The 25,473-nt window shown below is 41.4% G+C and carries 25 protein-coding genes; 19 read left to right on the plus strand and 6 right to left on the minus strand.

The window, feature by feature from the left end; translation table 11 throughout:
• The first annotated feature begins 66 nt into the window (after positions 1-66).
• From QZZ55_RS02650 to QZZ55_RS02685, 8 genes are all read left to right on the plus strand, one after another.
• Positions 67-942, plus strand: coding sequence for an alpha/beta hydrolase (locus tag QZZ55_RS02650; RefSeq protein WP_293265029.1), 876 nt, complete (start codon positions 67-69; stop codon positions 940-942).
• 123 nt (positions 943-1,065) lie between these two features.
• On the plus strand, positions 1,066-1,359 hold the full coding sequence (locus QZZ55_RS02655; protein WP_293265031.1) for a hypothetical protein: 294 nt from the start codon (positions 1,066-1,068) through the stop codon (positions 1,357-1,359).
• Between the two features lie 3 nt (positions 1,360-1,362).
• The gene (locus tag QZZ55_RS02660) at positions 1,363-1,806 is read left to right on the plus strand and encodes an RDD family protein (protein WP_293265033.1); all 444 of its coding nucleotides are present in this window, start codon (positions 1,363-1,365) and stop codon (positions 1,804-1,806) included.
• Positions 1,807-2,154: 348 nt separating this feature from the next.
• A complete protein-coding gene (locus tag QZZ55_RS02665) occupies positions 2,155-3,264 on the plus strand; it encodes a high-affinity branched-chain amino acid ABC transporter substrate-binding protein (protein WP_293265035.1) in 1,110 nt (369 codons plus the stop codon).
• Between the two features lie 198 nt (positions 3,265-3,462).
• Entirely contained in the window at positions 3,463-4,599 is a 1,137-nt protein-coding gene (locus QZZ55_RS02670; RefSeq protein ID WP_293265037.1) for a fatty acid desaturase, read from the plus strand.
• Positions 4,600-4,713: 114 nt separating this feature from the next.
• Positions 4,714-5,238: an NAD(P)H-dependent oxidoreductase gene (locus QZZ55_RS02675; protein WP_293265039.1), complete on the plus strand. Its 525-nt coding sequence runs from the start codon at positions 4,714-4,716 to the stop codon at positions 5,236-5,238.
• Positions 5,239-5,428: 190 nt separating this feature from the next.
• Positions 5,429-6,022: a peptide-methionine (S)-S-oxide reductase MsrA gene (msrA, locus tag QZZ55_RS02680; RefSeq protein WP_293265041.1), complete on the plus strand. Its 594-nt coding sequence runs from the start codon at positions 5,429-5,431 to the stop codon at positions 6,020-6,022.
• Between the two features lie 21 nt (positions 6,023-6,043).
• Positions 6,044-6,436, plus strand: coding sequence for a GFA family protein (locus QZZ55_RS02685; RefSeq protein WP_293265224.1), 393 nt, complete (start codon positions 6,044-6,046; stop codon positions 6,434-6,436).
• Between the two features lie 29 nt (positions 6,437-6,465).
• Here the strand turns inward: QZZ55_RS02685 and QZZ55_RS02690 are convergent, their stop codons facing one another.
• From QZZ55_RS02690 to QZZ55_RS02700, 3 genes are read right to left on the minus strand one after another with little or no spacing between them, the layout of a single operon-like run.
• Positions 6,466-7,326 (minus strand): pirin family protein, encoded by an 861-nt coding sequence (locus QZZ55_RS02690; RefSeq protein WP_293265043.1) that lies wholly within the window; start codon positions 7,324-7,326, stop codon positions 6,466-6,468.
• Positions 7,323-8,315: a glutathione S-transferase family protein gene (locus tag QZZ55_RS02695; RefSeq protein WP_293265045.1), complete on the minus strand. Its 993-nt coding sequence runs from the start codon at positions 8,313-8,315 to the stop codon at positions 7,323-7,325. The genes QZZ55_RS02690 and QZZ55_RS02695 overlap by 4 nt, the downstream gene beginning before the upstream one ends.
• 40 nt (positions 8,316-8,355) lie before the next feature.
• Entirely contained in the window at positions 8,356-8,955 is a 600-nt protein-coding gene (locus tag QZZ55_RS02700; RefSeq protein ID WP_293265046.1) for an NAD(P)H-dependent oxidoreductase, read from the minus strand.
• 126 nt (positions 8,956-9,081) lie between these two features.
• On the opposite strand from QZZ55_RS02700, the gene QZZ55_RS02705 reads away from it, so the two are divergent.
• The 7 genes from QZZ55_RS02705 to QZZ55_RS02735 all read left to right on the plus strand — a co-directional run bounded on the left by QZZ55_RS02705 (position 9,082) and on the right by QZZ55_RS02735 (position 15,388).
• A complete protein-coding gene (locus QZZ55_RS02705) occupies positions 9,082-9,993 on the plus strand; it encodes a LysR family transcriptional regulator (protein WP_293265047.1) in 912 nt (303 codons plus the stop codon).
• Between the two features lie 8 nt (positions 9,994-10,001).
• Complete coding sequence (locus tag QZZ55_RS02710) at positions 10,002-10,565, plus strand: methyltransferase domain-containing protein (RefSeq protein WP_293265049.1); 564 nt, start codon at positions 10,002-10,004, stop codon at positions 10,563-10,565.
• Between the two features lie 148 nt (positions 10,566-10,713).
• Positions 10,714-12,096 (plus strand): ATP-dependent RNA helicase DbpA, encoded by a 1,383-nt coding sequence (gene dbpA, locus QZZ55_RS02715; RefSeq protein WP_293265051.1) that lies wholly within the window; start codon positions 10,714-10,716, stop codon positions 12,094-12,096.
• 198 nt (positions 12,097-12,294) lie between these two features.
• Positions 12,295-13,500, plus strand: coding sequence for a Na+/H+ antiporter NhaA (gene nhaA / locus QZZ55_RS02720; RefSeq protein ID WP_293265053.1), 1,206 nt, complete (start codon positions 12,295-12,297; stop codon positions 13,498-13,500).
• A 158-nt stretch (positions 13,501-13,658) separates the two neighbouring features.
• Positions 13,659-14,087 carry a hypothetical protein gene (locus QZZ55_RS02725; protein WP_293265055.1) on the plus strand — a complete coding sequence of 143 codons (429 nt, stop codon included), beginning with the start codon at positions 13,659-13,661 and terminating at the stop codon, positions 14,085-14,087.
• Positions 14,088-14,141: 54 nt separating this feature from the next.
• Positions 14,142-14,672, plus strand: a complete 531-nt coding sequence (locus tag QZZ55_RS02730; RefSeq protein ID WP_293265057.1) for a sigma-70 family RNA polymerase sigma factor — start codon at positions 14,142-14,144, stop codon at positions 14,670-14,672.
• Entirely contained in the window at positions 14,657-15,388 is a 732-nt protein-coding gene (locus QZZ55_RS02735) for a hypothetical protein (protein ID WP_293265059.1), read from the plus strand. The genes QZZ55_RS02730 and QZZ55_RS02735 overlap by 16 nt, the downstream gene beginning before the upstream one ends.
• An 83-nt stretch (positions 15,389-15,471) precedes the next feature.
• Here QZZ55_RS02735 and QZZ55_RS02740 read toward each other — a convergent pair whose 3' ends face one another.
• The 3 genes from QZZ55_RS02740 to QZZ55_RS02750 all read right to left on the minus strand — a co-directional run bounded on the left by QZZ55_RS02740 (position 15,472) and on the right by QZZ55_RS02750 (position 19,218).
• Positions 15,472-17,112: an AMP-binding protein gene (locus tag QZZ55_RS02740; protein ID WP_293265061.1), complete on the minus strand. Its 1,641-nt coding sequence runs from the start codon at positions 17,110-17,112 to the stop codon at positions 15,472-15,474.
• A 91-nt stretch (positions 17,113-17,203) separates the two neighbouring features.
• Positions 17,204-17,971, minus strand: coding sequence for a 3-hydroxyacyl-CoA dehydrogenase (locus QZZ55_RS02745; protein ID WP_293265063.1), 768 nt, complete (start codon positions 17,969-17,971; stop codon positions 17,204-17,206).
• 89 nt (positions 17,972-18,060) lie between these two features.
• A complete protein-coding gene (locus QZZ55_RS02750) occupies positions 18,061-19,218 on the minus strand; it encodes an acyl-CoA dehydrogenase family protein (protein WP_293265226.1) in 1,158 nt (385 codons plus the stop codon).
• Between the two features lie 285 nt (positions 19,219-19,503).
• Between QZZ55_RS02750 and QZZ55_RS02755 the strand changes: the two genes are divergently transcribed.
• From QZZ55_RS02755 to QZZ55_RS02770, 4 genes are all read left to right on the plus strand, one after another.
• Positions 19,504-20,511 carry an AraC family transcriptional regulator gene (locus QZZ55_RS02755; protein ID WP_293265065.1) on the plus strand — a complete coding sequence of 336 codons (1,008 nt, stop codon included), beginning with the start codon at positions 19,504-19,506 and terminating at the stop codon, positions 20,509-20,511.
• A 383-nt stretch (positions 20,512-20,894) separates the two neighbouring features.
• Positions 20,895-22,466: an inorganic phosphate transporter gene (locus tag QZZ55_RS02760; protein ID WP_293265067.1), complete on the plus strand. Its 1,572-nt coding sequence runs from the start codon at positions 20,895-20,897 to the stop codon at positions 22,464-22,466.
• Between the two features lie 99 nt (positions 22,467-22,565).
• Positions 22,566-24,389 (plus strand): Na/Pi symporter, encoded by a 1,824-nt coding sequence (locus QZZ55_RS02765; protein WP_293265069.1) that lies wholly within the window; start codon positions 22,566-22,568, stop codon positions 24,387-24,389.
• Entirely contained in the window at positions 24,386-24,637 is a 252-nt protein-coding gene (locus QZZ55_RS02770; protein ID WP_293265071.1) for a hypothetical protein, read from the plus strand. The genes QZZ55_RS02765 and QZZ55_RS02770 overlap by 4 nt, the downstream gene beginning before the upstream one ends.
• Positions 24,638-25,473: the final 836 nt, after the last annotated feature.

Here is a 25,473-nt window from a genome sequence, read left to right on the forward strand (position 1 = left end):
GGTTGGAATTCTAAACTGGAAGAATTAGCCTAAAGTCCATTGCGCGAAATGAAAGGATTAATATAGATGATATTTGGACAAGGGTTTACTAAAAGGCGTGTGAAAACTTCCTCAGCTGAGATTAATCTAGTTGAAGGAGGGAGCGGCGCTCCTTTGCTTCTTTTACATGGCTACCCACAAACCCATGTAATTTGGCGAGATATTGCTAAGAACCTCATGAATGATTTCCATGTTATCTGTCCTGATTTGCGCGGTTATGGCGATAGCTCAAAACCGCCAAGCGCAGATGATCACTTGCCTTATTCAAAGCGTGTGATGGCTCAGGATATGGTTGAAGTAATGGACTCTTTGGGATATCAGGAGTTTTTTGTGGCAGGTCATGACCGGGGGGCGAGAGTGGTTCACCGACTTGCACTTGATCATCCTAAGAAAGTAAAAAAGGCATGCGTAATGGACATCGCACCGACTCATCATATGTTTAAAAATACTGATCAAGCCTTTGCAACGGGGTATTATCACTGGTTTTTTCTGATTCAGCCTAACGGACTTCCTGAACATATGATTGGTGCTGATCCCGCTTACTACCTAACTGAAAAAATGAAACGCTGGAGTGCCCCAGGAGCCGTATTTAACGATCAGGCAATGGGTGAATACATTCGCTGTTTTAGTTCACCCGAATCGATTCATGCCAGTTGTGAAGATTATCGTGCTGCCGCGAGTATTGACCTACAACATGACGAAAATGATTGTGATATCAAGCTTATGTGTCCGCTTCTTGTTTTATGGGGCACTCAAGGGTTTGTACACCATCATTATGATGTGCTGAATGTATGGCGTGCTAAGGCTCAGCACGTTGAAGGAAAGGGAATAGATTGCGGTCACTTTTTGCCAGAGGAAGCGCCGGTTGTCGTTTGTGATGAAATGCTTAGGTTCTTTGTTTAGCATCAATGAGAAAGGAACTGAACTGCTGACCATTCACCCACACAAGGATGAGTGGTATTGTGGCGGGTACATGGCGCTGGATACCAGCGTTACTTTAATAAAGCAGTAAATAATAAGGTTTAGATGATGGAAATTGCCATAGATATCCAAAAAAAACTTGAGCTTGATTTTGGCTCAGAATTGTCTTTCGCTAAAGATGAAATTGAAGCGCTGTATGCTGCTACAAACTGGCAAATTAGCGACAAAATGATTCGTTCAATTATCTATTTGGCCAAGGGTGATTTCACATTATTGAAAAGCACTATAGAGCTTGCGAGAAAAGATTATAAAGACGTGCTGTGGCAAGCGGAATACAACCGTGGGGATGATCAGCTAAGGGACTTTAATAAAACTTTTGAAGAGCTTGGTTTTGTATAAGTAATGAAATCATTGAATAATAATTACGCGGGCTTTTGGATACGGTTTGGTGCATCGATTATTGATATGGTTATTATGGTGCTCGTGATATATGTACCGTTGAGCCTTATTTATGGTGACCAATATGGAAACGAAGATCAGCTGATTCATGGTGTTTGGGATGTTCTGTTGGGGTACGTAGTTCCCATTTTTGCAACCATTTGGTTTTGGCTTAAATATATGGCGACACCAGGAAAAATAGTGACGAAATTAAAAGTTGTTGATGCGGTTAGTGGACAAAAAATGAGCACGACCCAAGCAACTATTCGCTACTTTGCTTATATACCAGCGGCAATTCCTTTAGGGTTAGGGTTTATTTGGGTTGGTATTGATAAAAAGAAACAGGGTTGGCACGACAAACTAGCTGGCACTGTGGTTGTTCGAAACAGAGAAAATGAATTAAGTTAAATAGTAAAGAGATCTAACATGCCATGTAAGCAGAGTGTTGTAAGTTCAGCCTCTTCTTGAGATCTATTTTCTAAAGAATCGTATTGCCTATTCTCGATAGGGTTACATTTTTAAACGTCTACGACCTATGAGTGATTACTACTTTGATCTTGATTGTTGCGGTATGAAAGACAATGACTATGGTTGTTTGATTCATAAAAAAAATTGCGTTAAATCAGTGTTTTTTTCTCTTGAAAAGTACATTATCCTCTGCATTCATTACAAAGATGTAACCGGGAAGCCACAAGCCTCCTGATTATTAACGAAGGCAAGCTTATCCTGCTTGCCTCATGCTTTAAGGAAACACCCATGAAGCTTGCTAAAAATATTTGTACAACTTTACTCTGCACCGTAATTAGTGTTTCGGCCCAGGCCACAGAAATGCTCGAAATTGGTATTGCTGGCCCATTTTCGGGCCCTGTTTCTCAGTATGGTCAGATGCAGCTGCAAGGCGCTTACGCAGCAATAGAAATGATTAATGATACTGGTGGTGTTAATGGTCAGCTGATTAAAGCCGTTGAATACGATGATGCTTGTGAGCCTAAACAGGCCGTTTCCGTTGCGAACAGAATTGTTCAAGATGGTGTTAAATATGTTGTAGGGCATTTATGTTCAAGTTCAACGCAACCAGCAACTGATGTTTATCAAGATGAAGATATCATAGTAATAACCGGCTCTACTAACCCAGGTATTACACGACGTGGTTATCAAAATATATTCCGGACTATAGGACTTGATTCAGAGCAAGGTAAAACTGCAGCTGATTACATTTCAGAAACATTAGCACCTAAACGCGTAGCCATTATTCATGATAAACAACAATACGGGAAAGGCGTAGCTCTTATTGTACGCGATCATTTACTAGCTAATGGCGTTAATGTAGTGAGTGTAGATGGCATAAATCATAGTGAGAAAGATTTTTCTGCTCTTGTTGGTAAATTGAAGCGTCAGGGGGTTGATCTGGTCTATTATGGCGGGTATCACCCTGAATTGGCACTCATTATGCGCCAAGGGAATGAGGTTGGCTTTAAACCCACTTACATGGGGCCCGAAGGGCTTGGTAATAAGGATATCGCCTATCTAGCAGGCGAGGCTGTAGAAGGTTTATTAGTGACCTTACCAGCGCGCTATGATTTGATGAAAAAGAATCAACCTGTAGTTCAACACCTAAAAGAAAAAGGAATTGATCCTAAAGGTCCGTTTATTTGGACGAGTTATGCAGCGGTGCAAGCCTTAGTCAATGCCATGACACGCGCAGGAGAGCAAGATACTAAAAAGGTTGCGCAAGCGCTTCATTCTCATACAATCGATACGGTTATAGGGCCTATAAGTTGGGATGAGAAAGGGGACTTGAATGGATTTGAGTTTGGTGTTTACGAATGGCATGCTGATGGAACAGGTACACGCGTTCAAAAGTAAGTTGATAATCTAAACACAGATACAATTTAGTAACAGTGAGCGCCATAAGGATTTTACTTATGGCGCTTTTTATTGTCTCGTTTTTAATATAGTAATGGATTTTAATAGCAGTTTTTGTATATTATTTTAGTAGCTATTAACTTCCTACGAATTTATTAAATCACATGACATTGTAGCAGGTATGCTCGGAGATTTTTTATGGATGAATATAAGAGTATTGGTGGATATGTATCTACTAACAGACATAGATTTGAAAACTATCCCTTCCAATTTCTTTGGGTTTTCTTATCCGGAAAAGAAATTATAAATCGTAAGCGTTTTTTTAAGCCCAGCAGTATTACACACTTGTGGACAGCTTTTATTTATTTGGCAGTGGGCGCTATAGGTGTTGCAGTGTTTTTAGAATCAAAAAATATTGTATATTTACTATTATCTCAACTATTTATTGTTGGTGGTTCTCGGTACATGATCACTACAAATATGCATATGATGTCTCATGGTGTCTTTTTCAATAAAAAAAAAATAGACTTTATTTTTTGTGAAGTACTCACGACCGTTTTTTTTGTACAAAGTTGTCAAAATTATCGAGCAGATCATCTCAACCACCATGGGAAAAGTTTTGGTTCTACCGAGGATGGTGATGCTCAACAAGTGGTTGATCTAGGGTTTGTCTCCGGGAAAAGCAAAGCTCAACTTTGGCTCCATCTTCTGGTCTTGTGTGTAAGCCCATTGTTCCATTTTCAATCCCTCAAGAGTCGCTTTATTGATAACTTTTGGCTTTGTAGTAACACTCGAAAAGTAATGAGTGTCTCGTGGCTTCTGATACTAGGAATAGGTGCTGACTATATTGGTTTTGAGTGGTTATTTTGGGCCTACCTATTCCCCGTGCTTTTCTTATGCCAAATTGCGACTTTACTCCAATTAATATGTGAACATATTTGGATCTCAACGACACTTACGCCCAAGCAATGTCATGTTCAATTAACGAACGGCCGATATTGCGGCACTGAATTCCCTTCTACTAAATCATGGACCCCGTTGTTCTTATTTGATTGTTGTATATGGTTACTGCGTAATATATTAATTGAGTTGCCTATCAGAATAGCCGTGTTTCAGGGTACTGTGCCGTCTCATGATTGGCATCATCAGTTTTGTGGAAGCAGGAAATGGCCCGACAGTGCCATGCTCCGAGAAGAGCATATTCAAAAGCAGTTAGCTGAAAAAGGGGTGTCAACATATACGGAAATATGGGGAACGATTGAGATTATTGATAATGTCTTTACGCATATCAGCCAGTCCATTGCATACCCTGAAAAACCTTGCGGTATCAATTAATGGCGATTTTGTTTTATTCTAAGTAAGGCTCGGATTATTTAATCAGGTTAACTGTTTTACCTTGTCGATAATGTATATATGAGTATTCTCATTAAGAATAAAAATGGAGACTTCATGAAAGTATTAGCATTTGCAGCCAGCAGCAGTACAACATCAATCAACAAACGATTAGTCACGTATGCGACTACCTTGATGGCATCTGCAGAGATAGAAATCTTGGATCTGAACGACTATGAGCTTCCATTGTTTAGTGAAGATAAAGAGAAAGTGTTGGGAAAGCCTAAATTAGCCCAAGATTTTTTAGATAGCATAGCTGCTAGTGATGCGCTTATTGTATCTTTTGCTGAACATAACGGATCATATAGCGCTGCCTATAAAAATTTATTTGATTGGTGCTCTAGAATCAATCCAAAAGTATTTCAAAATAAACCTATGGTGCTTTTATCGACCTCACCTGGTGCGCGTGGTGGGGCCGGTGTTTTAGCGTTGGCTGAGAACTCTGCACCTTTTTTTTCCGGTGATGTGAAAGCCAGTTATTCATTACCTAGCTTTTATGAAAATTTTGATCTTGAGGGCTCATGCGTGAATAACGAAGATATAAAAGTACTGATGCAATCTGCTATAGATAAGCTTAAATAACAGCCAAATAAGATTGACATAAAATTCACATGGAAATCATTCGTTCAGTATTTATGCTGTTGCATAATCAGTGAAAGGGAAGGTTTTGTAACAACATTTGTAACATCGTAAGCAAACTGTTGTCCGAGTCTTTATATTGATATCGCTGTAATGGCGGTATCTCACCGGAAACTTTGAAGAGAGATGTTACATGAAGAACAATCTTATGTTACTTGCTGTTGTGACGGGTTTACTTTCATATGGGGCACATGTAAATGCAGATAAAACTGTACTAGCAGGTGGTTGTTTTTGGTGTATGGAATCAGATTTTGAGAAGCTAGAAGGTGTGACCGATGTTGTTTCTGGCTTCACTGGTGGGACGCTAAAATACCCAACGTATAATGGTAATCATAAAGGACATTATGAAGCTGTTGAAATCACTTACGATCCTAAAAAGGTTAGCTATAAAGAGTTATTGGCACATTATTGGGTAAATATTGATCCATTCGACTCACGAGGGCAGTTTTGCGATAAAGGGTTTAGTTATTTGAGCGCTATATTTGTGGCAGATGGTAAAGAACGAGCATTGGCTGAGGCATCAAGAGAAGAAGTCGTTGCACAATTTCCCAATCAAAAAGTAGTAACCCCCATTCTTGCGGCATCCACCTTTTACCCAATTCAAGGGAGAGAGAGCTATCACCAAGATTACTACAAAAACAATCCGCTACGATATAAAGCGTATCGTTGGAATTGCGGCCGTGATCAGCGTTTAAAGACAATTTGGGGTGATAAAGCAACGCATTAAGAAGGAGCAAAGCTTGTGACAATGAAAGGAAGCTGTTTGTGCAAGGCGGTAGTTTACGAAGTTGATTCGCTGGATATGCCGATAAGCCATTGTCATTGTTCTACGTGTCAAAAAGCGCATGCTGCCGCGTTTGTAGCCACAGCCGGTGTAATGAGGGAGCATTTTAGATGGAGTAAAGGAGAAGAGGTTAGAGCCTTTTTTGAGTCATCTAAAGGGAAATACCGGCATTTCTGTTCTCAGTGTGGCTCACATCTTATGGCTGAACGCGAAGGTGCACCTCATGTGATTCTTCGTGTGGCAACATTAGATAATGATCCTGGCGTAAAACCGCAGTCCCATATTTGGCAATCGCATGATAAATCATGGCTGGAATATAAAGATGTTCCAGCCTATGAAGAATGGCAAACGGATTAGATGAGTGCTTGCTACCGTTGAGTTTATCGTTAATCCGTTAGTGTATTGTTTTGATAATCTTCAATCGCTTGATCCACTTCTTTCATGGTGTTCATCACGAATGGACCATACTGCGCGATAGGTTCGCCTATCGCTTTACCCGCTATTAACAGCAATCGTGCCTCAACTTCTGGTGCGTGAATAGTCACGCTGTCTCCTGACCCTAAAACGGCTGCGTTGTTATGACTGAGCGCTTGTTTGTTGATTTCTGCTTGTCCTTCAAACAGATAAATGAAGGCACTTAAGCTGCTGCTAACAGGTAGGCTAAGGTGCTCACCTTTTGGTATTTGAATATCAAGGTAGATAGCTTGTGTGCTGCCTGCAGCAATAGGCCCGGTAGCAAGCTTATCTTCTAACTGATATTCACCCGCAATGACTTTAATGGTGCAACCATTACCAAGTGTTATGACCGGGACTTCTTCGGGTTCTATATTCTGATAAGCGGCCGGCTTCATTTTTTCGCTAGCCGGTAAGTTAATCCATAATTGAAAGCCACGCATTAAGCCTTCTGTCATCTGAGGGCGCTCCTCGTGAATAACGCCTCGTCCAGCTGTCATCCATTGCACACCACCTGCACGTAAGTCTCCTTCATTGCCCATATGGTCTCTATGGATCATGTGTCCATCTAGCATATAGGTGACGGTTTCAAAGCCTCGGTGGGGGTGAGGAGGGAAACCTGCAATGTAGTCATCAGGGTTAGTTGAAGAAAAAGCATCAAGCATCAAAAAAGGATCAATACGCGATGCTGAGTTTTTACCTACACTACGCTTAAGTTTTACACCTGCACCATCTTGGCTATCTACGGCCGCAACGATACGAGTAATCGTTCTTTGTTGTGTTGAGGTGCTCATAGAGTATCCCTCCCATGGGGTGCGTTTAGGTCAAATTCTGGTCCAACAGGAATGATGCCTGTCGGATTAATCATTTTGTGGCTGGTGAAGTAGTGCTGTTTGATATGGTCAAAGTTGACGGTTTCTGCAATGCCATTTATTTGATAAATATCTCTTACGTATCCAGAGAGTGCTGGGTAGTCGGCAATGCGCTTACGGTCGCATTTAAAATGGCTGACATAGACAGGATCAAATCGTATGAGCGTTGTAAATAAACGTATGTCTGCTTCTGTTAGCTGGTTGCCTAATAAATATCGTTGTGTGCTAAGACGCTCCTCTAAATCATCAAGAGCCGCAAATAACAGGGTTACTGCTTTATCGTATGCGTGTTGGCTTGTGGCAAATCCGGCCCGATAAACGCCGTTGTTAACGGTGTCATATATCCAGCTGTTTAGCTGATCAATTTCAGGGCGAAGGGCTGAAGGGTAATAGTCTGTCTGTGTTGCGCCCAAGTCATTAAAAGCACTGTTGAACATACGTATTATTTCTGATGACTCATTATTAACGATACGCTGCTGTTGCTTATCCCAGAGAACAGGGACCGTTACTCGGCCGCTATAATTAGGTTGCTCATGGGTATAAAGCTGATAAAGATAATCAGATGAGAGTTGTGAGTCTCCTATTGTTGTCGATGTGTCATTAGAAAAGGTCCAGCCGTTGTGTTGCATTAACGGATGAACAATGTCGACGCTAATGATATTTTCTAATCCTTTTAATGCACGCATAATTAATGTGCGGTGTGCCCAAGGACATGCCAAAGAAACATACAAATGATAACGTCCTGCTTCTGCTATAAAAGGAGCGTCCGCATTTGCATTATCTGTATTTGTTCCCTGGTTTTGCTTGGTAATCCAATCTCGGAACTGCGACTCATGGCGAATAAACTCACCATCATTCGTTTTAGTGTCATACCATTGATCGTGCCATTCACCATTAATTAACAGTCCCATCAGATTACTCCCGGCTACTTCTTGTTAAGTTTTACGCTGTTTAATTAACAGCGGCAGTAATTTGAGTTTTAGCGGCTGCTAAGGATGTCTCAGCAACGGAGCCCATATTAAGGCCTTCTGCATAGATGGTATCGATACTGCTGAGGCCGATAAAATTAAGAAATTGCGTCATAAACGGGACCTGAAAATCTATCCCCGAATCACGATACATGCCACCACGCGTTGCAAACAGATAAACAGGTTTATCTTCCAATAAGCCAACTGGGCCAGTATCAGTGTATTTAAACGTGATCCCAGCGCGTGCAATGTGATCCAGATAAGCTTTCATCTGCGATGGAATGCCGAAATTGTACATAGGCACACCGATGACGATTAAGTCGGCTTCACAGATTTCATTTATCAAAGCATCAGAATGATCGGTTATGACTTGTTGCGCTGTAGTTCTCTCCGCTTCAGGTGTCATGAAAGCCGTTAGGATAGAGGCATCAAGATGAGAAGTGCTATTGCTAATGACATCACGCACAACCACTTGGCCATCGGTCTGTTTGTTCTGCCATTGTTCGATAAACTCAGTTGCTAGCAGGTTAGATTTTCCATCGTCACCAAAAAGGCTGCTCTTGATATGTAGTAGTGTTGTCATCTGGGTGTTCCTATTTATTGATATCTGAAAAATGTTTTGTTTGATGGGATTGATTTTATATTCATTAAAAAGATTATAAACGGGTATAATTAGTGCATTATTATCTGAAAATTAGATGTGAATAGAATGAATACACTCGTTACCTTAGAGCAGTGGCAAGCGTTAGTGGCCGTCGTAGATAGTGGTGGTTATGCGTCGGCAGCGGAGTCCATGGATAAAAGCCAGTCATCAATCAGTTACGCTATTCAGAAGCTTGAAACTAGTTTGAGCATTCAAGCATTTAAGATAGAAGGGCGTAAAGCGGTATTAACGCCCGCCGGAAGAACGTTATATAGGCGTGCCAAAGTGCTGCTAGAAGAAGCACAGCAAATGGAGTCTATGGCTCAGCAGTTTTCATCGGGCATAGAGGCTGAAATAAAAATAGTAGTTGATACCTTATTTCCTGAGTGGGTTTTGCTGGACGCAATACAAGACTTCGTGAGTGATCATCCGATGACAAGGATTGAGCTAAAAGAAACGGTCTTAAGCGGGGCTGACGAGGCTTTAATTAATAAAGAAGCGGATATTGTTATTTGTGGCTATGTGCCTCCAGGCTTTTTAGGAGACCCGCTAATGCAAGTGACCTTTCGTGCAGTTGCAGCTCCCAACCATCCTTTACATCAGTTAAACCGCACTTTAGATTATCAGGATTTGCGCTTGCATAGGCAGCTAGTTGTAAAGGATTCAGGTAGTCGTGGAACCGATTCTGGTTGGTTGGGGGCGCAACAACGCTTGACGCTCAGCCATATAGGTACTTCTATACGCAGTGCTGTGATGGGGTTGGGTTATGCTTGGTTTCCTGCTTTAAAAATCAAAAGTGAGTTAGATAGTGGGCAATTAAAGGCATTGCCTTTAGCTTCAGGTTCAGAGCGCTTGATTGAACTCTACCTTATATATCGTGAAGGTAGTTATGCTGGGCCTGCTACTATGCAACTGGGTAGTTTGATTAATAAAAAAGTAAAAAAAGCATATGCATCTCCAAACTCGTCTATACATTAAGGTTTGATATGTCGTCAGTACGTGAAAAATGGAATCGTCGTTATGCTGAAAAAACCGGAGCACTAGCATCTGTACCTGCAGCAATAACACAAGGGTGGCAGCAGCTAAAACCTGGTTCAGTATTGGATTTGGCGTCAGGTGATGGAGGTTCTTCTTTATTTCTGGCGCGGCAGGGCTTTGCAGTTACCGCTGTAGATATCGCTGAGGAGGGACTAAAACGGTTAGCACTTAGTGCGAAAGAGCATCAGTTATCGATTCGCACGTTGCAATGTGATCTGGATGATGTGCGGGCATTAAAACAAATAGGCCGGTATGATAACATCGTAATTAACCGTTTTAGACCGTCCGCGATGTTGTTTTCTTGCTTGCCTGACTTACTTACCCTTCAAGGTAAGTTAATGCTCAATAGTTTTAATATGCAACAGCATCAAGAAAAAGGTTTTTCAGAGCGATTTTGTTTAGTACCAGGTGAATATCTTGAAGTGACATCCAATTTTCGTGTTGAATATTACCGTTCACTAGAGCGCGGTGGTGATTTTATGGATGAGTATTTATTCATACGTGTGGATTAGTGCCCTAGGTGTGCTTCTTGTATCAAATAAGTGAAATTACTTGTCGCAAAGCAGTACTTATAAATCAGCGTAAAATCCTTAAATCTGCTATTATGTGCGCCATTTTGGTCATCTTTACTTTGAAACAGACCACGCACAGGACAACACATTGAGCTCTTTAGATTTTTCGACCCTAAAATTAAAACCTGCACTACTTCAAAACTTGGATTCCATTGGTTATACATCAATGACACCCATACAAGAGCAAAGCTTGCCGCATATTTTGGTAGGCAAGGATGTTATTGCTCAGGGGAAAACAGGTTCAGGTAAAACCGCTGCTTTTGTTTTAGGGATGCTAGAAAAGCTAAATGTGAAGCGCTTTAGAATTCAGGCGTTGGTGCTTTGCCCTACACGTGAGTTAGCTGATCAAGTGGCTAAAGAAGTGCGCACACTGGCGCGTACTATCCATAATATCAAAGTGCTCACACTGTGTGGTGGTACTCCTTTAGGCCCGCAGATCGGTTCGCTAGAGCATGGCGCACATATTATTGTGGGCACACCCGGGCGTATTGAAGACCATATCAATCGTAAAACACTTAATCTTGAGCATGTCGAAACACTGGTACTGGATGAAGCTGACCGCATGCTTGATATGGGATTTCAAGATGCGCTGGATGCTGTTATTGATCAGATTCCTTTGGATCGCCAGACTTTATTGTTTAGTGCAACATTCCCGAAAAAAATTGAATCGATTGCCAAGCGTATTATGACAGAACCTGAAATGGTTCAAGTAACATCTACTCATGATGACTCAAGTATTCAGCAGCATCTTTTTAAGGTAAAAGACGATGCTGAGCGTATGGTTGCTTTGCGGTTGCTCTTGTTGAAAAACCGTCCTGAATCGACTGTAGTATTTTGTAATACGCGTATTGAGACACAGGAAGTTGCAAATGAGCTCTGTAATTACGGGTTCAGCGCTGTTGCGCTTCATGGTGATTTAGAGCAGCGAGATCGTGACCAAACACTCGTTCGATTTTCCAACAAAAGTGTTTCGATATTGGTTGCCACAGATGTTGCATCACGAGGCTTGGATATTGAAGCACTTGATGCTGTTATTAATTACCAAATCGCGCGTGATATAGAGGTCTATGTCCACAGGATCGGCCGTACTGGCCGTGCTGGCCGTAAGGGCTTAGCCTGTACGTTATTTAGTGATAACGAAACCCACAGGGTTGCGCGTTTAGAAGATTACATAGGTCAGCGCATTACAGTTGAGTCTTTACCTGCAGATAGTGCATTGGATAAACCTGTCTTTAAACCAGAAATGTCGACCATACAGATTGATGGTGGTAAAAAGCAAAAAATTAGAGCGGGCGATATTCTTGGTGCGCTTACCGGTGAAAATGGTATTGATGGCAAGCAAGTTGGTAAAATCCAGATTATGGATAATAAATCTTATGTTGCGGTGAAGCAGGATATTGCTAAAGCGGCACTGAAAAAGATCAGTGAAGGAAAAATGAAGGGTCGCTCATACCGCGCTAGACGCCTCTAAGTGCAGTGAGCCTGCAGCCTAACTGCAGAAAGCTAATGAACTAAAGTTAATTTTCTTTATCTAATGCGAACAGCAAATTGAGAGTAGTCGAGCATAATTACCCTTAATCTGCAGTACATATCTAACAGATAATTCTGATAGCTTTGCTAAAAAGTTGTTAATGTTAGCGATGTTGAATGTTTGTAAATAAAGGAAATTATGCCGAATTATCCAGATTTATCGACGCATGGTTCATCTTTATCTAGTTTTTTTAAATTAGAATCAGCAGGTGGCATCACCTTGATGCTAGCTGCTGTATTCGCCATGATATTAGCTAACAGCCCCTACCAAAACTATTACGATCTTTTAAAATCGACCCCTGTTGAAGTTCGAGTCGGCACTTTGCATATAGCAAAACCATTACTCTTATGGATTAATGATGGCCTAATGGCCATTTTCTTTTTTCTGGTTGGGCTAGAGCTCAAGCGCGAGTTGATTGAGGGCGAACTAGCAGATAAGCGCAATATCATATTGCCAGGCATTGGTGCGATTGGAGGGATGGCCGCTCCTGCCCTTATTTATACTTTTTTTAATCTTGGCGATACAACTGCTATGAAAGGCTGGGCTATTCCCGCAGCAACAGATATCGCGTTTGCACTCGGTATTTTAATGTTACTGGGTTCTCGGGTACCGATTAGCATTAAAATGTTCCTTACGTCATTAGCAATTTTTGATGATATGGGGGCCATTCTAATCATTGCTGTTTTTTATACTGAAAATATTTCAGTCACAGCGCTATTGATCGTCGCTGCGTGTTTGCCGTTATTAGTTGTTTTTAACAAGAAGGGTGTTGAATCCAAAACTGCTTATATCTTGATTGGTATCATTATGTGGGTAGCCATGCTGAAATCAGGAATTCACGCGACGCTAGCTGGCGTTATTGTTGCAATGTTTGTTCCTATGAAATCCCGCCCTGATAGTGACTATTCACCCTTAAAAAGTATGGAGCATGATTTACACTTTGCCGTCGCTTTTTTTATCTTACCTATCTTTGCATTTGCTAATGCAGGTATCAGTTTTACTGCTATCGGTTTGGCGCAAGTATTACACTCTGTTTCGCTTGGGATAGCGTTGGGTTTATTTCTCGGCAAACAGGTGGGTGTATTCGGGCTTTGTTGGTTAGCTATCCGGCTTAACTGGACACGTTTACCCAATGGTATGTCGTGGGGTGGTTTGTATGGAACCGCCGCTCTTTGTGGTGTCGGTTTTACAATGAGCCTGTTTATCGGTTCACTCGCATTTGATGAAACAATAATGAATCAGTTGTTTGATCAACGTATAGGCACCCTTCTCGGATCTATTGTTTCGGGTATTCTTGGTTTTACAGTTCTTCACCACTATCTGCCAGTAAAGAATAACGCATAATTTTAATAAATTTTATGTAGATTTACATGAGACTCATATCGATAGAGTGGGCATGTTTACGTTTACAGTAATAAAAATTCATCATTTGCATCCAAAAGCATCCTTTCTTTCGTTTCTATATTAAAGACATACATTTTTATAAACGAAGGAGCTAAAAAATGAATAAACAAAAAGTTGCTGGCGCGATAGTTATATCAATGAGCTTGTTGAATGTAGGATGTGTTAACGCTTATCAAAGTAGTTACGAAAACGAAGGATACTCTTCTTCTAAAGTAGGTGTTGTTACACAGCAAACAGTTGCTGGCAGTATACTGGCAAATACAAAAGGAATGACTTTGTATACCTTTGATAAAGATGTTCAGGGTATTTCAAAATGCTACGGACCGTGTGAGCAAAAATGGCCACCTTTGCAAAGTAAGACTGAGGTTAATGAAATGGGTTTCTCAACGGTATTGCGCAAGGACGGGTCATTACACGTACGTTATAAAAACCAGCCTCTTTATCTTTGGGTTGGCGATAAGAAACCAGGAGATACTACCGGCGATGGTATAAAAGGTGTTTGGCATATTGTGCCTGCAGTACAGTAGTTTTAAAGGCGAGTGAGATTCATCATTCGCCATTTCTAATGAAAAGGGAACAATGTGAGCTGGAATCACGAAGTAGATATTCTGATGGCTCAGGTGAAACTAAAACACTCACCCGCTTTTAAAAAGTTGTATGAGCAGACTAGCGGTAAGCTGTATGGGTTACTCATTAAAATGTTGGGTGATAAAGAGTTAGCGGCTGATGTGCTCCAAGATGCCTATGCTAAAATTTGGCAGAATGCAGCTCAGCATGATTCATCTATGGGGGAGGCGTGGCCTTGGTTATGCCAAGTAACAAGAAATACCGCGCTAGATAAGCTTAGGCAAGTGAAGCGCTATCCGCTCAGTCTTGAAGATGTCGAGTGGGTAGAAGAAATTCATGAGAGTAACCATCTTTGGCAAGATAGTTATGATATGCGCCGTTGTTTAGGGAAGCTGAAACGAGAACCTCGCCAAGCGATTATATTCTCTTATCTTTATGGATTAACACATAAAGAGTTATCAGAACAACTGAAACAGCCGTTAGGAACATTAAAATCATGGATTAGGCGCGGTATGAAGGAGCTTGAAGCATGTCTGGGTGCATGAGATATAAGTGTAAAAATATTCAAACTCATCTTGCTCAGCAGTATGCATTGGGGCATTTATCTCATCGTGTTAAAACACGAGTAGAGATGTTAATTAAGCATGATAAAGAGTTTGAAAAAGTCATGTATGAATGGCAAAAACATCTATCTGCGTTAATGCAGTCTGTGACTGATGAAAAACCACCAGAACATGTTTGGAAGGCGTTAGAGAGACAAATAGGGCAGGTTACTGCACCTTCACATTGGTTTGCAATAATATGGCGTACTGTCGGAGCAGTATCTTTTGTCATGCTCTGTGCTGTTAGTTTACTGCTATGGCAGCAGTTGCAAATGCCTCAAGTATCACATCAGAGCTCGCCGAGCTATTTAGCTGTTATGAGTGCGCCTGAGCAGCCTAAAGTGATAGTCTTTGTATTATCGGCTTATCAGGGCAAAAAGGCAGGTCAGTCTGTTTTGAAGCTACAGTGGGAGAAGGCAAACCCTGTGCAGGATCAAACCACGTTTAACCAAGATGAGCTAACGCTGTGGGCTATTGAGCGAGATACAGGAAAGAGGGTTGAAGTAGGGCGTTTATCATCACTAACGTCAGATAATGCATTAACAAAAGATGCATGGTTGAAAATAAAAAATAGTGCAGAGTTAGAAGTTAGCTTAGGCAAAAAAATTGTATATCGAGGGCCATGTTTGCAATTGTCTGAGTGGGGAAAAGCTAGTTAATACAACAGCTAAAGCAAGTTAGTTAATAAAAAATATAATCAAAAAAGGGAATGAACCATTGCTCATTCCCTTTCTCAGTTTTTTTACGCTACTTCATCAACAGCACGTTGGCGGAGTAAGAATCGCTGTAATTTTCCACTGGGTGTTTTTGGAAGATCTTCTATAAATTCAATCTCTCGTGGGAAGGAATGAGTCGATAAACGCTTACGAACAAACTGTTGTAACTCTTCGATTAGAGCAGGGCCTGCTTCATATTCAGACCGGATCACAACATAAGCTTTTACAATGCTGCCTCTTTTTTCGTCGGGCTTACCAACAACCGCACTTTCAGTAACAGCAGGGTGTTCTAGTAGCGTACTCTCCACGTCGGCAGGTCCTATTCGATATCCTGCAGATGCGATAATATCGTCATCACGACCGGTGTAGGAATGAGACCCATCACCATTACTGATAACGATATCCCCAGTTAGATAGTATTTTCCTTTGAAGGGATTCTTTTCTTCCCACGTATATCCTTGAAAGAAAAACTGTGGCGATTGTTCAACATCTATCGCAAGTTCACCGGTTTGCCCTGCAGCTACTTCATTTAGGTCAGAATCTAAAGCAACTAAGCGATATCCTGGTAGAGGGTAGCCCATGCATGCAGTACGATACTCATGTGTAACTGCATGAAAATTTGCAGCAACCATTCCCGTTTCAGTTTGGCCATATTGGTCACATACAGGGCAATTGAATATCTCATCCATCCAAGAAACCACTTCAGGGTTTAAAGGCTCTCCGGCACTGCTAGCCGCTCTAAGATTGATATCGTATTCAGCACGCAATTCTGTGTTTGCCATTAATAAGCGATAGGCTGTTGGGGCGGCTGCTAAGTTTGTGATTTTATAATTTTGTAAAAACTCAAACGTATTCTCAGCAGTGAATCCTTGCTCATTAAAGTGAGTTGTACATCCAAGTAATAGTGGCCCTACAACTGCGTAATACAGTCCATAAGCCCAACCTGGATCAGCAACATTCCAATATCTGTCTTCAGGAAGTACTTCAATAGCGTAGCTCATGTAGTTCCAAAAAGAGATCAGTGCTTTAGCGGGCACGGTAACACCTTTAGATTTACCGGTTGTTCCTGAGGTAAACATCTGAAGGAATGGTTCTTCTTTGGTAATTAGAACCGGTTCAAAGCTACCTGATTGCGCTTCTTGTGCGTCGCTAAATAATGCGTCAGCATCTGAAGCATATTGGCTGCCAGCCTCTGCTACTATTAGTGTTTTAGGAAGAATACTAACGTCCGTTAATTTCGGCCATTGGTCAGTATTGGTCACTATCAGTTTAGTGTCAGCTTTAGTCAAACGGTATTCAATAGCGCCAGAACCAAATGCGGTAAATAATGGTTGGTAAACACCGCCGGCTCTTAATGTACCTAGTACCGTGATCAGTAGTTCTGGTGTGCGTGGTAACAAGCAAGCGACACGGTCACCTTTACCGATGCCTTGAGACTGAAGGTAGTTAGCAAACTGTGCAGATCGAAGTTTTAACTCTTTGAAACTAAGCTCTCCACGTGATCCGTCTGCTCGCTCATAACGTAACGCTATTTTATCGGTGTCAGCATAACGGTCACAAATCTCAACACAAACGTTAATACCCGTCTCTAAACTTCCAGAAAATTGATCATCAATCTTGGCGGCAGAAAATTGTGAGATCAATTCGTCATAATTAATTTTTTGCATTACTACACCTCGTCTCAGTAATTATATTTTTATATTCATGCGTATTTGAACGCAGACCTTTCCTGGCCTAGAGGTACTTAATTGTGCTTAGTTATTTAGGTTCCATTCGAATTGAGCCGTCTAAGCGTATGACTTCACCATTTAAATATCCGTTATTAATGATATGAATAGCTAAAGACGCGTACTCGTCGGGTTCGCCAAAACGTTTTGGGCTCTGCACCATTTTAATGAGTGGCTCGCGTACTTCGTCTGTCATGGCTTTCATCATTGGTGTATCAAAAATGCCGGGGGCAATGGTCATTACACGGATACCTAGTGGGGCTAGGTCTCTTGCTAGAGGCAATGTCATACCAACAACGCCTGCTTTACTTGCGCTATATGCAGATTGGCCAACTTGCCCATCAAAAGCAGCCACGGACGCTGTATTGATGATTACTCCGCGCTCTCCATCGGCATTTGGTTCATTTTTTGCCATCTGCTCTGCCGCAAGACGTAAAACATTGAATGTGCCGATTAGGTTAATGTTGATTACCTGAGAGAATTTTTCCAAAGGTAGGGCACCTTTACGGCCAACAGTTTTACCACCAGGAGCAATGCCTGCACAGTTAATACATACATCGATGCTACCAAAAGCATCAACAGCGGCGTTGATACCTGCTTCAGTAGATGCGACATCTGTGACATCAACTTTAGCAAAAATTGCTTTTCCTTCTAGCTGAGTTTCAAGTGCTTTTCCTTCTTCTTCGTTTAAGTCAAAGGCGACAACTTTTGCACCTTGTTTCACTAACTCTTGGCACGTAATTAAACCCAACCCAGAAGCACCACCGGTAACAACAACGACTTTATTATTCAGATCCATTTTTTATTCTCTCAGTGTGTGTTGGCTGTAACACCTAACACAGAATATTGGTTTAGGTCGTTGGTACTCTTTACCAGCGACCTTGTTGTCTATCCAATTTCGCGAAGTAGTTCACGTGAAATAATAACGCGCTGTATTTCGCTAGTACCTTCATAAAGTGAAGTGATACGCACATCGCGCGTGTAGCGCTCCAGTGGGTAATCTTTGATAAAGCCGTAACCTCCTAACAGCTGCAAACCTGTATAGCAGGCTTTGTTAGCTTTTTCAGAAGCAAACAATTTTGCCATCGATGCCTCTTTTGAAAATGGCATACCTTTAGCTTTTTTGTCAGCGGCGTTCATTAATAATAGGCGGGCAGCTTCTAGGTCAGTATAAGCATCTGCCATCATCCACTGCAGGCCTTGGAAGTTAGAAATAGGCTGTCCGAACTGCTGGCGTTCTGTTGTGTAAGCGCGCGCATAATCCATGGCAGCTAAACCAATACCCAGTGCAACAGAGCCGATACCTATACGTCCGCCTGCTAACTCACCAACAGCAATTTTAAAGCCTTGGTTGAGTTTACCCATAAGCGCATTTTTAGGAATACGGCATTCAGTAAAGAGAACTTCGTTAGTAGAGGACGCGTGCTGTCCCAATTTCTTTTCTGCTTTAGATATTTCAAGGCCAGGAGCACTGCTTTCTACTAAGAAGCAGGAGATACCTTTGCCTTTAGGTAGGCTGCTATCAGTAACTGCCCATACAACAAATATACCGGCAAACTCAGCACTAGTAATAAACTGTTTAGCACCGTTGATGACCCACTCGTCGCCATCAAGAACGGCAGTTGTTTTCATATTAGAAGGGTCTGATCCTGCCGTTGTTTCAGTTAAACAAAAGCCGCCTGCTGGATATTCACCGCTACAAAGCTTGGGTAAGTATGTATTTTTCTGTTCTTCAGATGCTACTGCTTGAATAACTTCAGCTACCATGTTGTTAACAGACATAGTCGCGGCTGTGGATGCGCAAGCTCTGGCAATTTCGGTGATAGCGAGGCTGAAAACAACGGTGCCAGCTTCCGTGCCACCATACTCGGCATCAATATTAAGGCCCATGAAGCCAAGTTCAGCAAGTTGCTTAAGGTTTTTTAGGAACAGCTCGCGGTCACCTTCTTGATCGAGTTTTTCAGCAACAGGGGCGAGTTCACTTTGAGCAAACTTACGCGCCATATCCTGAATCATGGCTTGGTCTTCAGTTAAGGTAAGATCCATCACGTCTCTCTCTTTATATAAAAGGAAGCCCTTTAAAACCAGGCCTAACCTTCTTAATTATTTTATCTGGAAAGTGTTATTCGTTTGGTGCCGCTCAATGCTTGAGTGTATCCATAAATTGCACAAACAAACAGACAATATAGAGAAAAACCCGTAGACATAAAATGACATTAGATTACTATAAAAATCACATTATGTTACATTTATGTTTTGCATAAGCCTTTAGTTTAAGGTTCGATGCTTTATCCCTAGCGAGTAACAAGATTTCTGTCGTAGAGAGTTAGCATGGCTACTGTTGATATACATTATGTAAAAGCGTTGCTTAATTGCAGTAAGAGAAAAGGACATGCAATTGACGCCCTTATCGAAGAGATAGGTATCGCGCCAGAGCTATTGGATAAACCTGAGGCTAGGGCATATGGTGAGCAAGTCACTCAGTTGGTGAAGATGACTTGGGATAAATTGAATGATGAGTTTTTAGGGTGTACCGAAACGCCTTGTAAGCAAGGGGTTTTTGCCTTGATGGCATGCCATGCATTGCACTATGAATCTTTACAGGCGGTTTTAGAACAAGGAATTAATCTATATAACCTCTTCACTGACGATATTAAGATGCAGCTGGTGAATCGTGGTGACATTATTGAGTTTAAAGCAAAGTTTTTGCGACCTGAATTAGACCCGGATCATTTTTATCATGAGTTTTGGCTGGTTATTTGGCATCGTTTTGCTAGCTGGGTTATTGGAAAAAAAATCTCTTTAATTTATGTTGATTTTCCATACGATAAACCTGATAACTTTAGGGAATTAAAGTACTTATTTCCTTGTCGACACCAGTTTAACCGCGCAGAGCTGAAGTTTTGTTTCAGTGCTGACTATTTAGTTAACCCTCCCGTACGTACTCAGCGAGATTTATCTCGATTTTTAAAGCATTCCCCTGCTGACTTGATCACAATACCGGGTGAAGAGAAAAGTTACGAAGCACGGATTCGGTCTCTTCTTCTTTACCAAAAAACGGAAAGCTTGATTTGTCCTTCTTTTGAAGAGTTGGCCGTTAAATTTAATATCAGTGGCCAGACACTGCGTCGTAAATTAAAAACCGAAGGAACATCATATCCGTTAATAAAGGATGATATTCGGCGTGATTTAGCCATTGAAAAACTATGCTCACAGAAACTCCCTGTTTCTGAGGTTGCTCGCTTACTAGGATTCAGCGAACCACGCTCTTTTACACGCGCGTTTAAAAATTGGACAGGTGGTTATACACCCAGAGCCTATGTAGATAAAATGAGTTAATAAACTGACATACAAAACTCAAAAAAGTAAAAATCTACATCTTCAGCAGGACATAATTCCACATGTGTTATGTCTCTACTATTGGTCCCAAGATTGGTTACCTGACGGGTTATTTTTTAATGGCGAAAGGTAACAAAGCCATTAGGGACGAGGCGATTAGATGATAGCGCAAAATATCGTTAAAATAGCGACCCAAGTCATTGATCAAAGACCCTAAGATCGTTACCTTCTCAGGTAAGGAAAAGAAGGTAATGTCAGTATGAATGTACGCGTGATTGAATCGATAAGGTATGACTACTAAAGAATCGATCGGATATTCATAATGAACTAATTATAACGGTATTGACTGATTGCAATAATAACGATTAAACGGGTAATGATTTATGGATATTAACAACCTTCATGATTTAGAAGCTGCCTCTGCTCATGGGCGTAAAGAGCTTTTTCGTAGTGGTACCGCATTGCTTTTTATTGTGGGCATTATGCTGTTTACAAGCCGGATAGGAATAGATAGCACAGACCATGTGATGCTTGTGGTTGCCGCTATGATCGGCGGATATATGGCGATGAATATTGGCGCTAATGATGTAGCTAACAATGTAGGACCTGCCGTAGGCTCAAAAGCATTAACAATGACGGGTGCTATTTTAATAGCAATCATATTTGAGGCCAGTGGTGCTTTAATTGCTGGGGGGGATGTGGTGAGTACCATCAAGAAAGGGATAATTGATCCCTCTCTAATACCCAGCAGCCAAACATTTATCTGGTTAATGATGGCAGCGTTGTTGGCCGGTGCTATTTGGTTAAACTTAGCAACCATTGCCGGTGCTCCGGTTTCAACTACTCATTCTATCGTTGGCGGTATATTGGGCGCTGGAATTGCTGCTGGCGGATGGGAAATTGCTAATTGGCCACAGCTTGGCAGCATAGCTGCAAGCTGGGTTATATCCCCTGTTTTTGGGGGCATAATCGCAGCATCATTTCTCCTTTTAATTAAACGCACTATTACCTATCAAGACGATATGATTGCGGCAGCCAAACGCATGGTGCCCTTACTTGTTTTATTTATGGCGTGGGCGTTTAGCACGTACTTAATGATGAAAGGCTTTAAAAAGATATGGAAAGTCGACTTGGTTACCGCTTTGTTGATAGGCGCGGTTGTGGCTGGGGTTGTTTATTACATGGTACGTCCACTTGTTCAGCGCGCTGCGGATCGTCTCGATAATGATAAAGAAAGCGTTAACAGTTTATTTACAGTGCCTTTGATTTTTGCGGCTGCACTCCTCAGTTTTGCTCATGGGGGAAATGATGTTGCCAATGCCGTAGGGCCATTGGCGGCAATCAATGATGCAGTTTTAAGTGGAGGGCTTGCAACTAAAGCTTCTATTCCACTCTGGGTGATGTTGATTGGTGCGGTGGGTATTGCTATCGGGTTGGCGCTTTATGGACCAAAGCTCATTCGGACGGTAGGAAGTGAAATCACTGAGCTGGATAAAATGCGTGCTTTTTGCATTGCTATGGCTGCAGCCATTACGGTGATTATTGCTTCACAACTAGGCTTGCCTGTTAGTTCTACTCATATTGCCGTCGGCGGTGTTTTTGGTGTTGGTTTTTTGCGGGAGTTTTTAAAAGCGAGCTACACTGAAATGACAATCGAAATTATGCACCATCATGAAAATAATAACCCCATAGAAGTGGAAGCCTACTTGGCTGAGTTTGGAAAAGCATCCATTAAGACAAAAGGGGAGATGTTGCAGCAGCTTAAGAAAAGCTCAACTAAAGAGCATTTATCTAAAAAAGAACGAAAAGAGCTGCGTAAAGTCTACAAAACTGAATTAGTTAAGCGCTCAGCACTGCTGAAAATTGCCGCAGCTTGGGTTATTACAGTTCCTGCATCCGGTGTGATGGCGGCAATTATTTACTTTACTATCAGAGGCATGATGCTACCACAATGATGGCTTTCTGGTGCCCGCTTTAGATGCGAGCTATGTTCGAATTTAAGACAGAAAATTTTGCTGCTGTCGTGGGAGCATAATCGTACTTAATAGGTTTATATGATTAAAAAAATATTTTTACCGACTATTTTTTTGTTATTAACTTACGGGTTTTGGTTGAGTCCTGACTTTAAGGTAATTACTGCCGGTGTAGCAATTTTTCTGTTTGGCATGCTTGCACTTGAACAGGGCTTCAATGCATTCGCCGGTGGCGCTCTTGAAAGGACGCTGCGTAAAAGCACGAATAAAATGTGGAAAAGCCTGACTTTTGGTTTTACTGCAGCAACGGTTATGCAATCAAGTTCATTGGTATCCGTTATAACTATTTCTTTTCTCAGTGCCGGCTTAATTGGGCTGGTTGAGGGAATGGGTATTATTTTTGGAGCTAATGTTGGTAGTACCACCGGAGCATGGTTGATTGCAGGTTTTGGCCTGAAGGTAAAAATTTCTGCTTATGCGATGCCTATGCTTGTGTTCGGTGTCATTTTTATATTCCAAAAATCAAAATTTCTAAAAGGATTTGGCTATATCCTGACCGGTCTAGGTTTCCTCTTTCTAGGCATTCACTATATGAAAGAGGGCTTTGAGGCTTTCCAAAATCAAATTAGTTTGACTGATTATGCAATGGAAGGTTTCGGCGGGGTGCTAGTTTTTACGTTGATAGGTATCCTAGCAACTATCATCATGCAGTCTAGCCACGCTACCTTGGTGCTAGTTATTACAGCGCTTTCTGTCCAACAGGTTACTTATGGCAATGCTCTTGCCTTAGTTATTGGTGCCAATGTCGGTACCACTATCACCGCGGTTTTAGGGTCGTTGACATCCAATACTGACGGAAAGCGGCTCGCGTTATCAGATGTGCTTTTCAAGGTAACGGCGGGTATTGTTTTCATGCTTTCGATGAACCCTGTTATTGGATTAGTGGACACGGTATCTGCTGCAATAGGTATTGCCGAAGATGACCACACTCTTAAACTTGCTGTATTTCATACCATTTTCAATGTGACCGGCGTTATTATTATGGTGCCGTTTACCGCAAGGCTGGTTTCCTTTCTTAAGCGTATAATGCCCTCACAGGCTCCCCAAGTTGAAAAGGCTCGTTATCTCTCTTCAGCATCAGCAGAGATCCCTGCTGCTGCCATAGAAGCTGTGAGAAAAGAGACGGTACGCCTTTATGATTTATCAGTTGATACCATCATTCGGGGTTTAAGCTTGAAAAGGAGTGTGCTTGCGCCAGATAGTAAGCTTGACGACATCATTAATAACTCTAGCAAAACAATTCTGCAGCAAGATATTGACGATATATACGAGAGGCGTATTAAGTCTATTTACGCAGATATTGTCGTCTTTATAAGCCAGTCCCAGAATTCAATGGGAGTGCCTAACCACCTAGATAGGCTTTTAATGCTTAGAGAAGTTGGCCGTGACCTAGTCGAGACAATTAAAGGTATCAAACACCTGCAAAAAAACCTGAACCTCTATACGATTGCTGAAAACACAGATATTCGTCAAGAATATAACAATATGCGCATACAAATATGTCGTGTTTTGCAGGAGCTGGAAGTTATAAGGGCGGGGGATGATGAGTCCACTACGATTTTATCGCTTGATCAGCTTAAAGTAGAAATCAATGAGAGAGATATTATTAAAACGGGGAGGTTGGACCGCTTGATTCGCGAACACCGTATCAGCGCACCAATGGCGATCTCTCTCATGAATGATAGCGCCTACTATCAGGATATCTGTCGAAATCTTATTCATATGGGGGGAATACTCTTTATCTCTTCAGATCAGGATGACGAGAAAGCAGAAAATAGTGTCGCTCTTGATGAGGACGAAATTAACGAAGTTGTAGATGAGTATGTCGAGGAAGCAACTAAATGAATACTAATGACCTGTTAAATACAGTAAGGGATTTTGTCGATACGAATAGACGAGAACGAATTACAAAGCATGAGTCGCTAAAACGGCTTATGAAAAAGCTTAAAATAAAACAAAACTTACTCAAAGAACAAGTGAAGAACGAGAATAATAAAAAACTACGAAAAAGGCTGGAAGAGAAAATAAGAGTTATTAAAGCGCAACGAAAAAAAGGTTTAAAATTGCTAAAAGAACTCAAGAGTGAAATGTAATCATAGACTGAGTTTAAGTACAGTAGCGTGTGACTAGATATATAAACCAATCCGGCGACTCAGAAAATTATGAGAGTTCACGCGGTGTAGGTTTTGCATCGAGTTAACAGAAACTGCTGCTGTTTCTAACCTGACGCTGGCGCTTAATTTTATGCAATGCCCCAAACAGAAAGATTGCCTCTTCGCGCTTGATGTTTTGGGCAGCGGTATGTCTTCATTTGGGTACCTCATGTTAGGACTTTGTCGACGATAGAGTATCATCGCCTTTATGATGGGGACTCATATCTGTATTGCAGTGAAGGTCACACTCTGTTTGAAAATGACTCATTGAGTATCGATAGGATAGTGACATCAGACACTGTGGTTTGTGAATATGCGCGACAACAACAGCAAAGAAAATTGAGGATGCATGTGATATCACTGCTCAGACGTCAGATAAAGAAGGCATTGCCTTCCTTGTTTTGGCAGGGGCTTACATAGGTTTCCCCTCTTCGCATTTTGCTGAGCAATGGGTGCAGAAGTTAAAAGCGCTTCTCATTTTCAATATAGTACCTGTTATGCCGCTATTACTCGTATAGGCGCTAGGCCAAACAGAGTTGTTGATACTTTAATGACGTTACTCATTCGAAAATTATCAATAGCTGATTAGTTTTGTTATCAGTATCAGTATCAGTATCAGTATCAGTATCAGTATCAGTATCAGTATCAGTATCAGTATCAGTATCAGTATCAGTGCAGGCATTTTATTATTCATACCGTTTGTTGTTTGAGGTCTTTTGGCTTTTTGATGAGAATTGTCACGCTAAAAAATTGATCTATATCAATTAACGATAACT

This window comes from Neptunomonas sp. (assembly GCF_016744175.1).
Lineage (GTDB): Bacteria > Pseudomonadota > Gammaproteobacteria > Pseudomonadales > Balneatricaceae > Neptunomonas.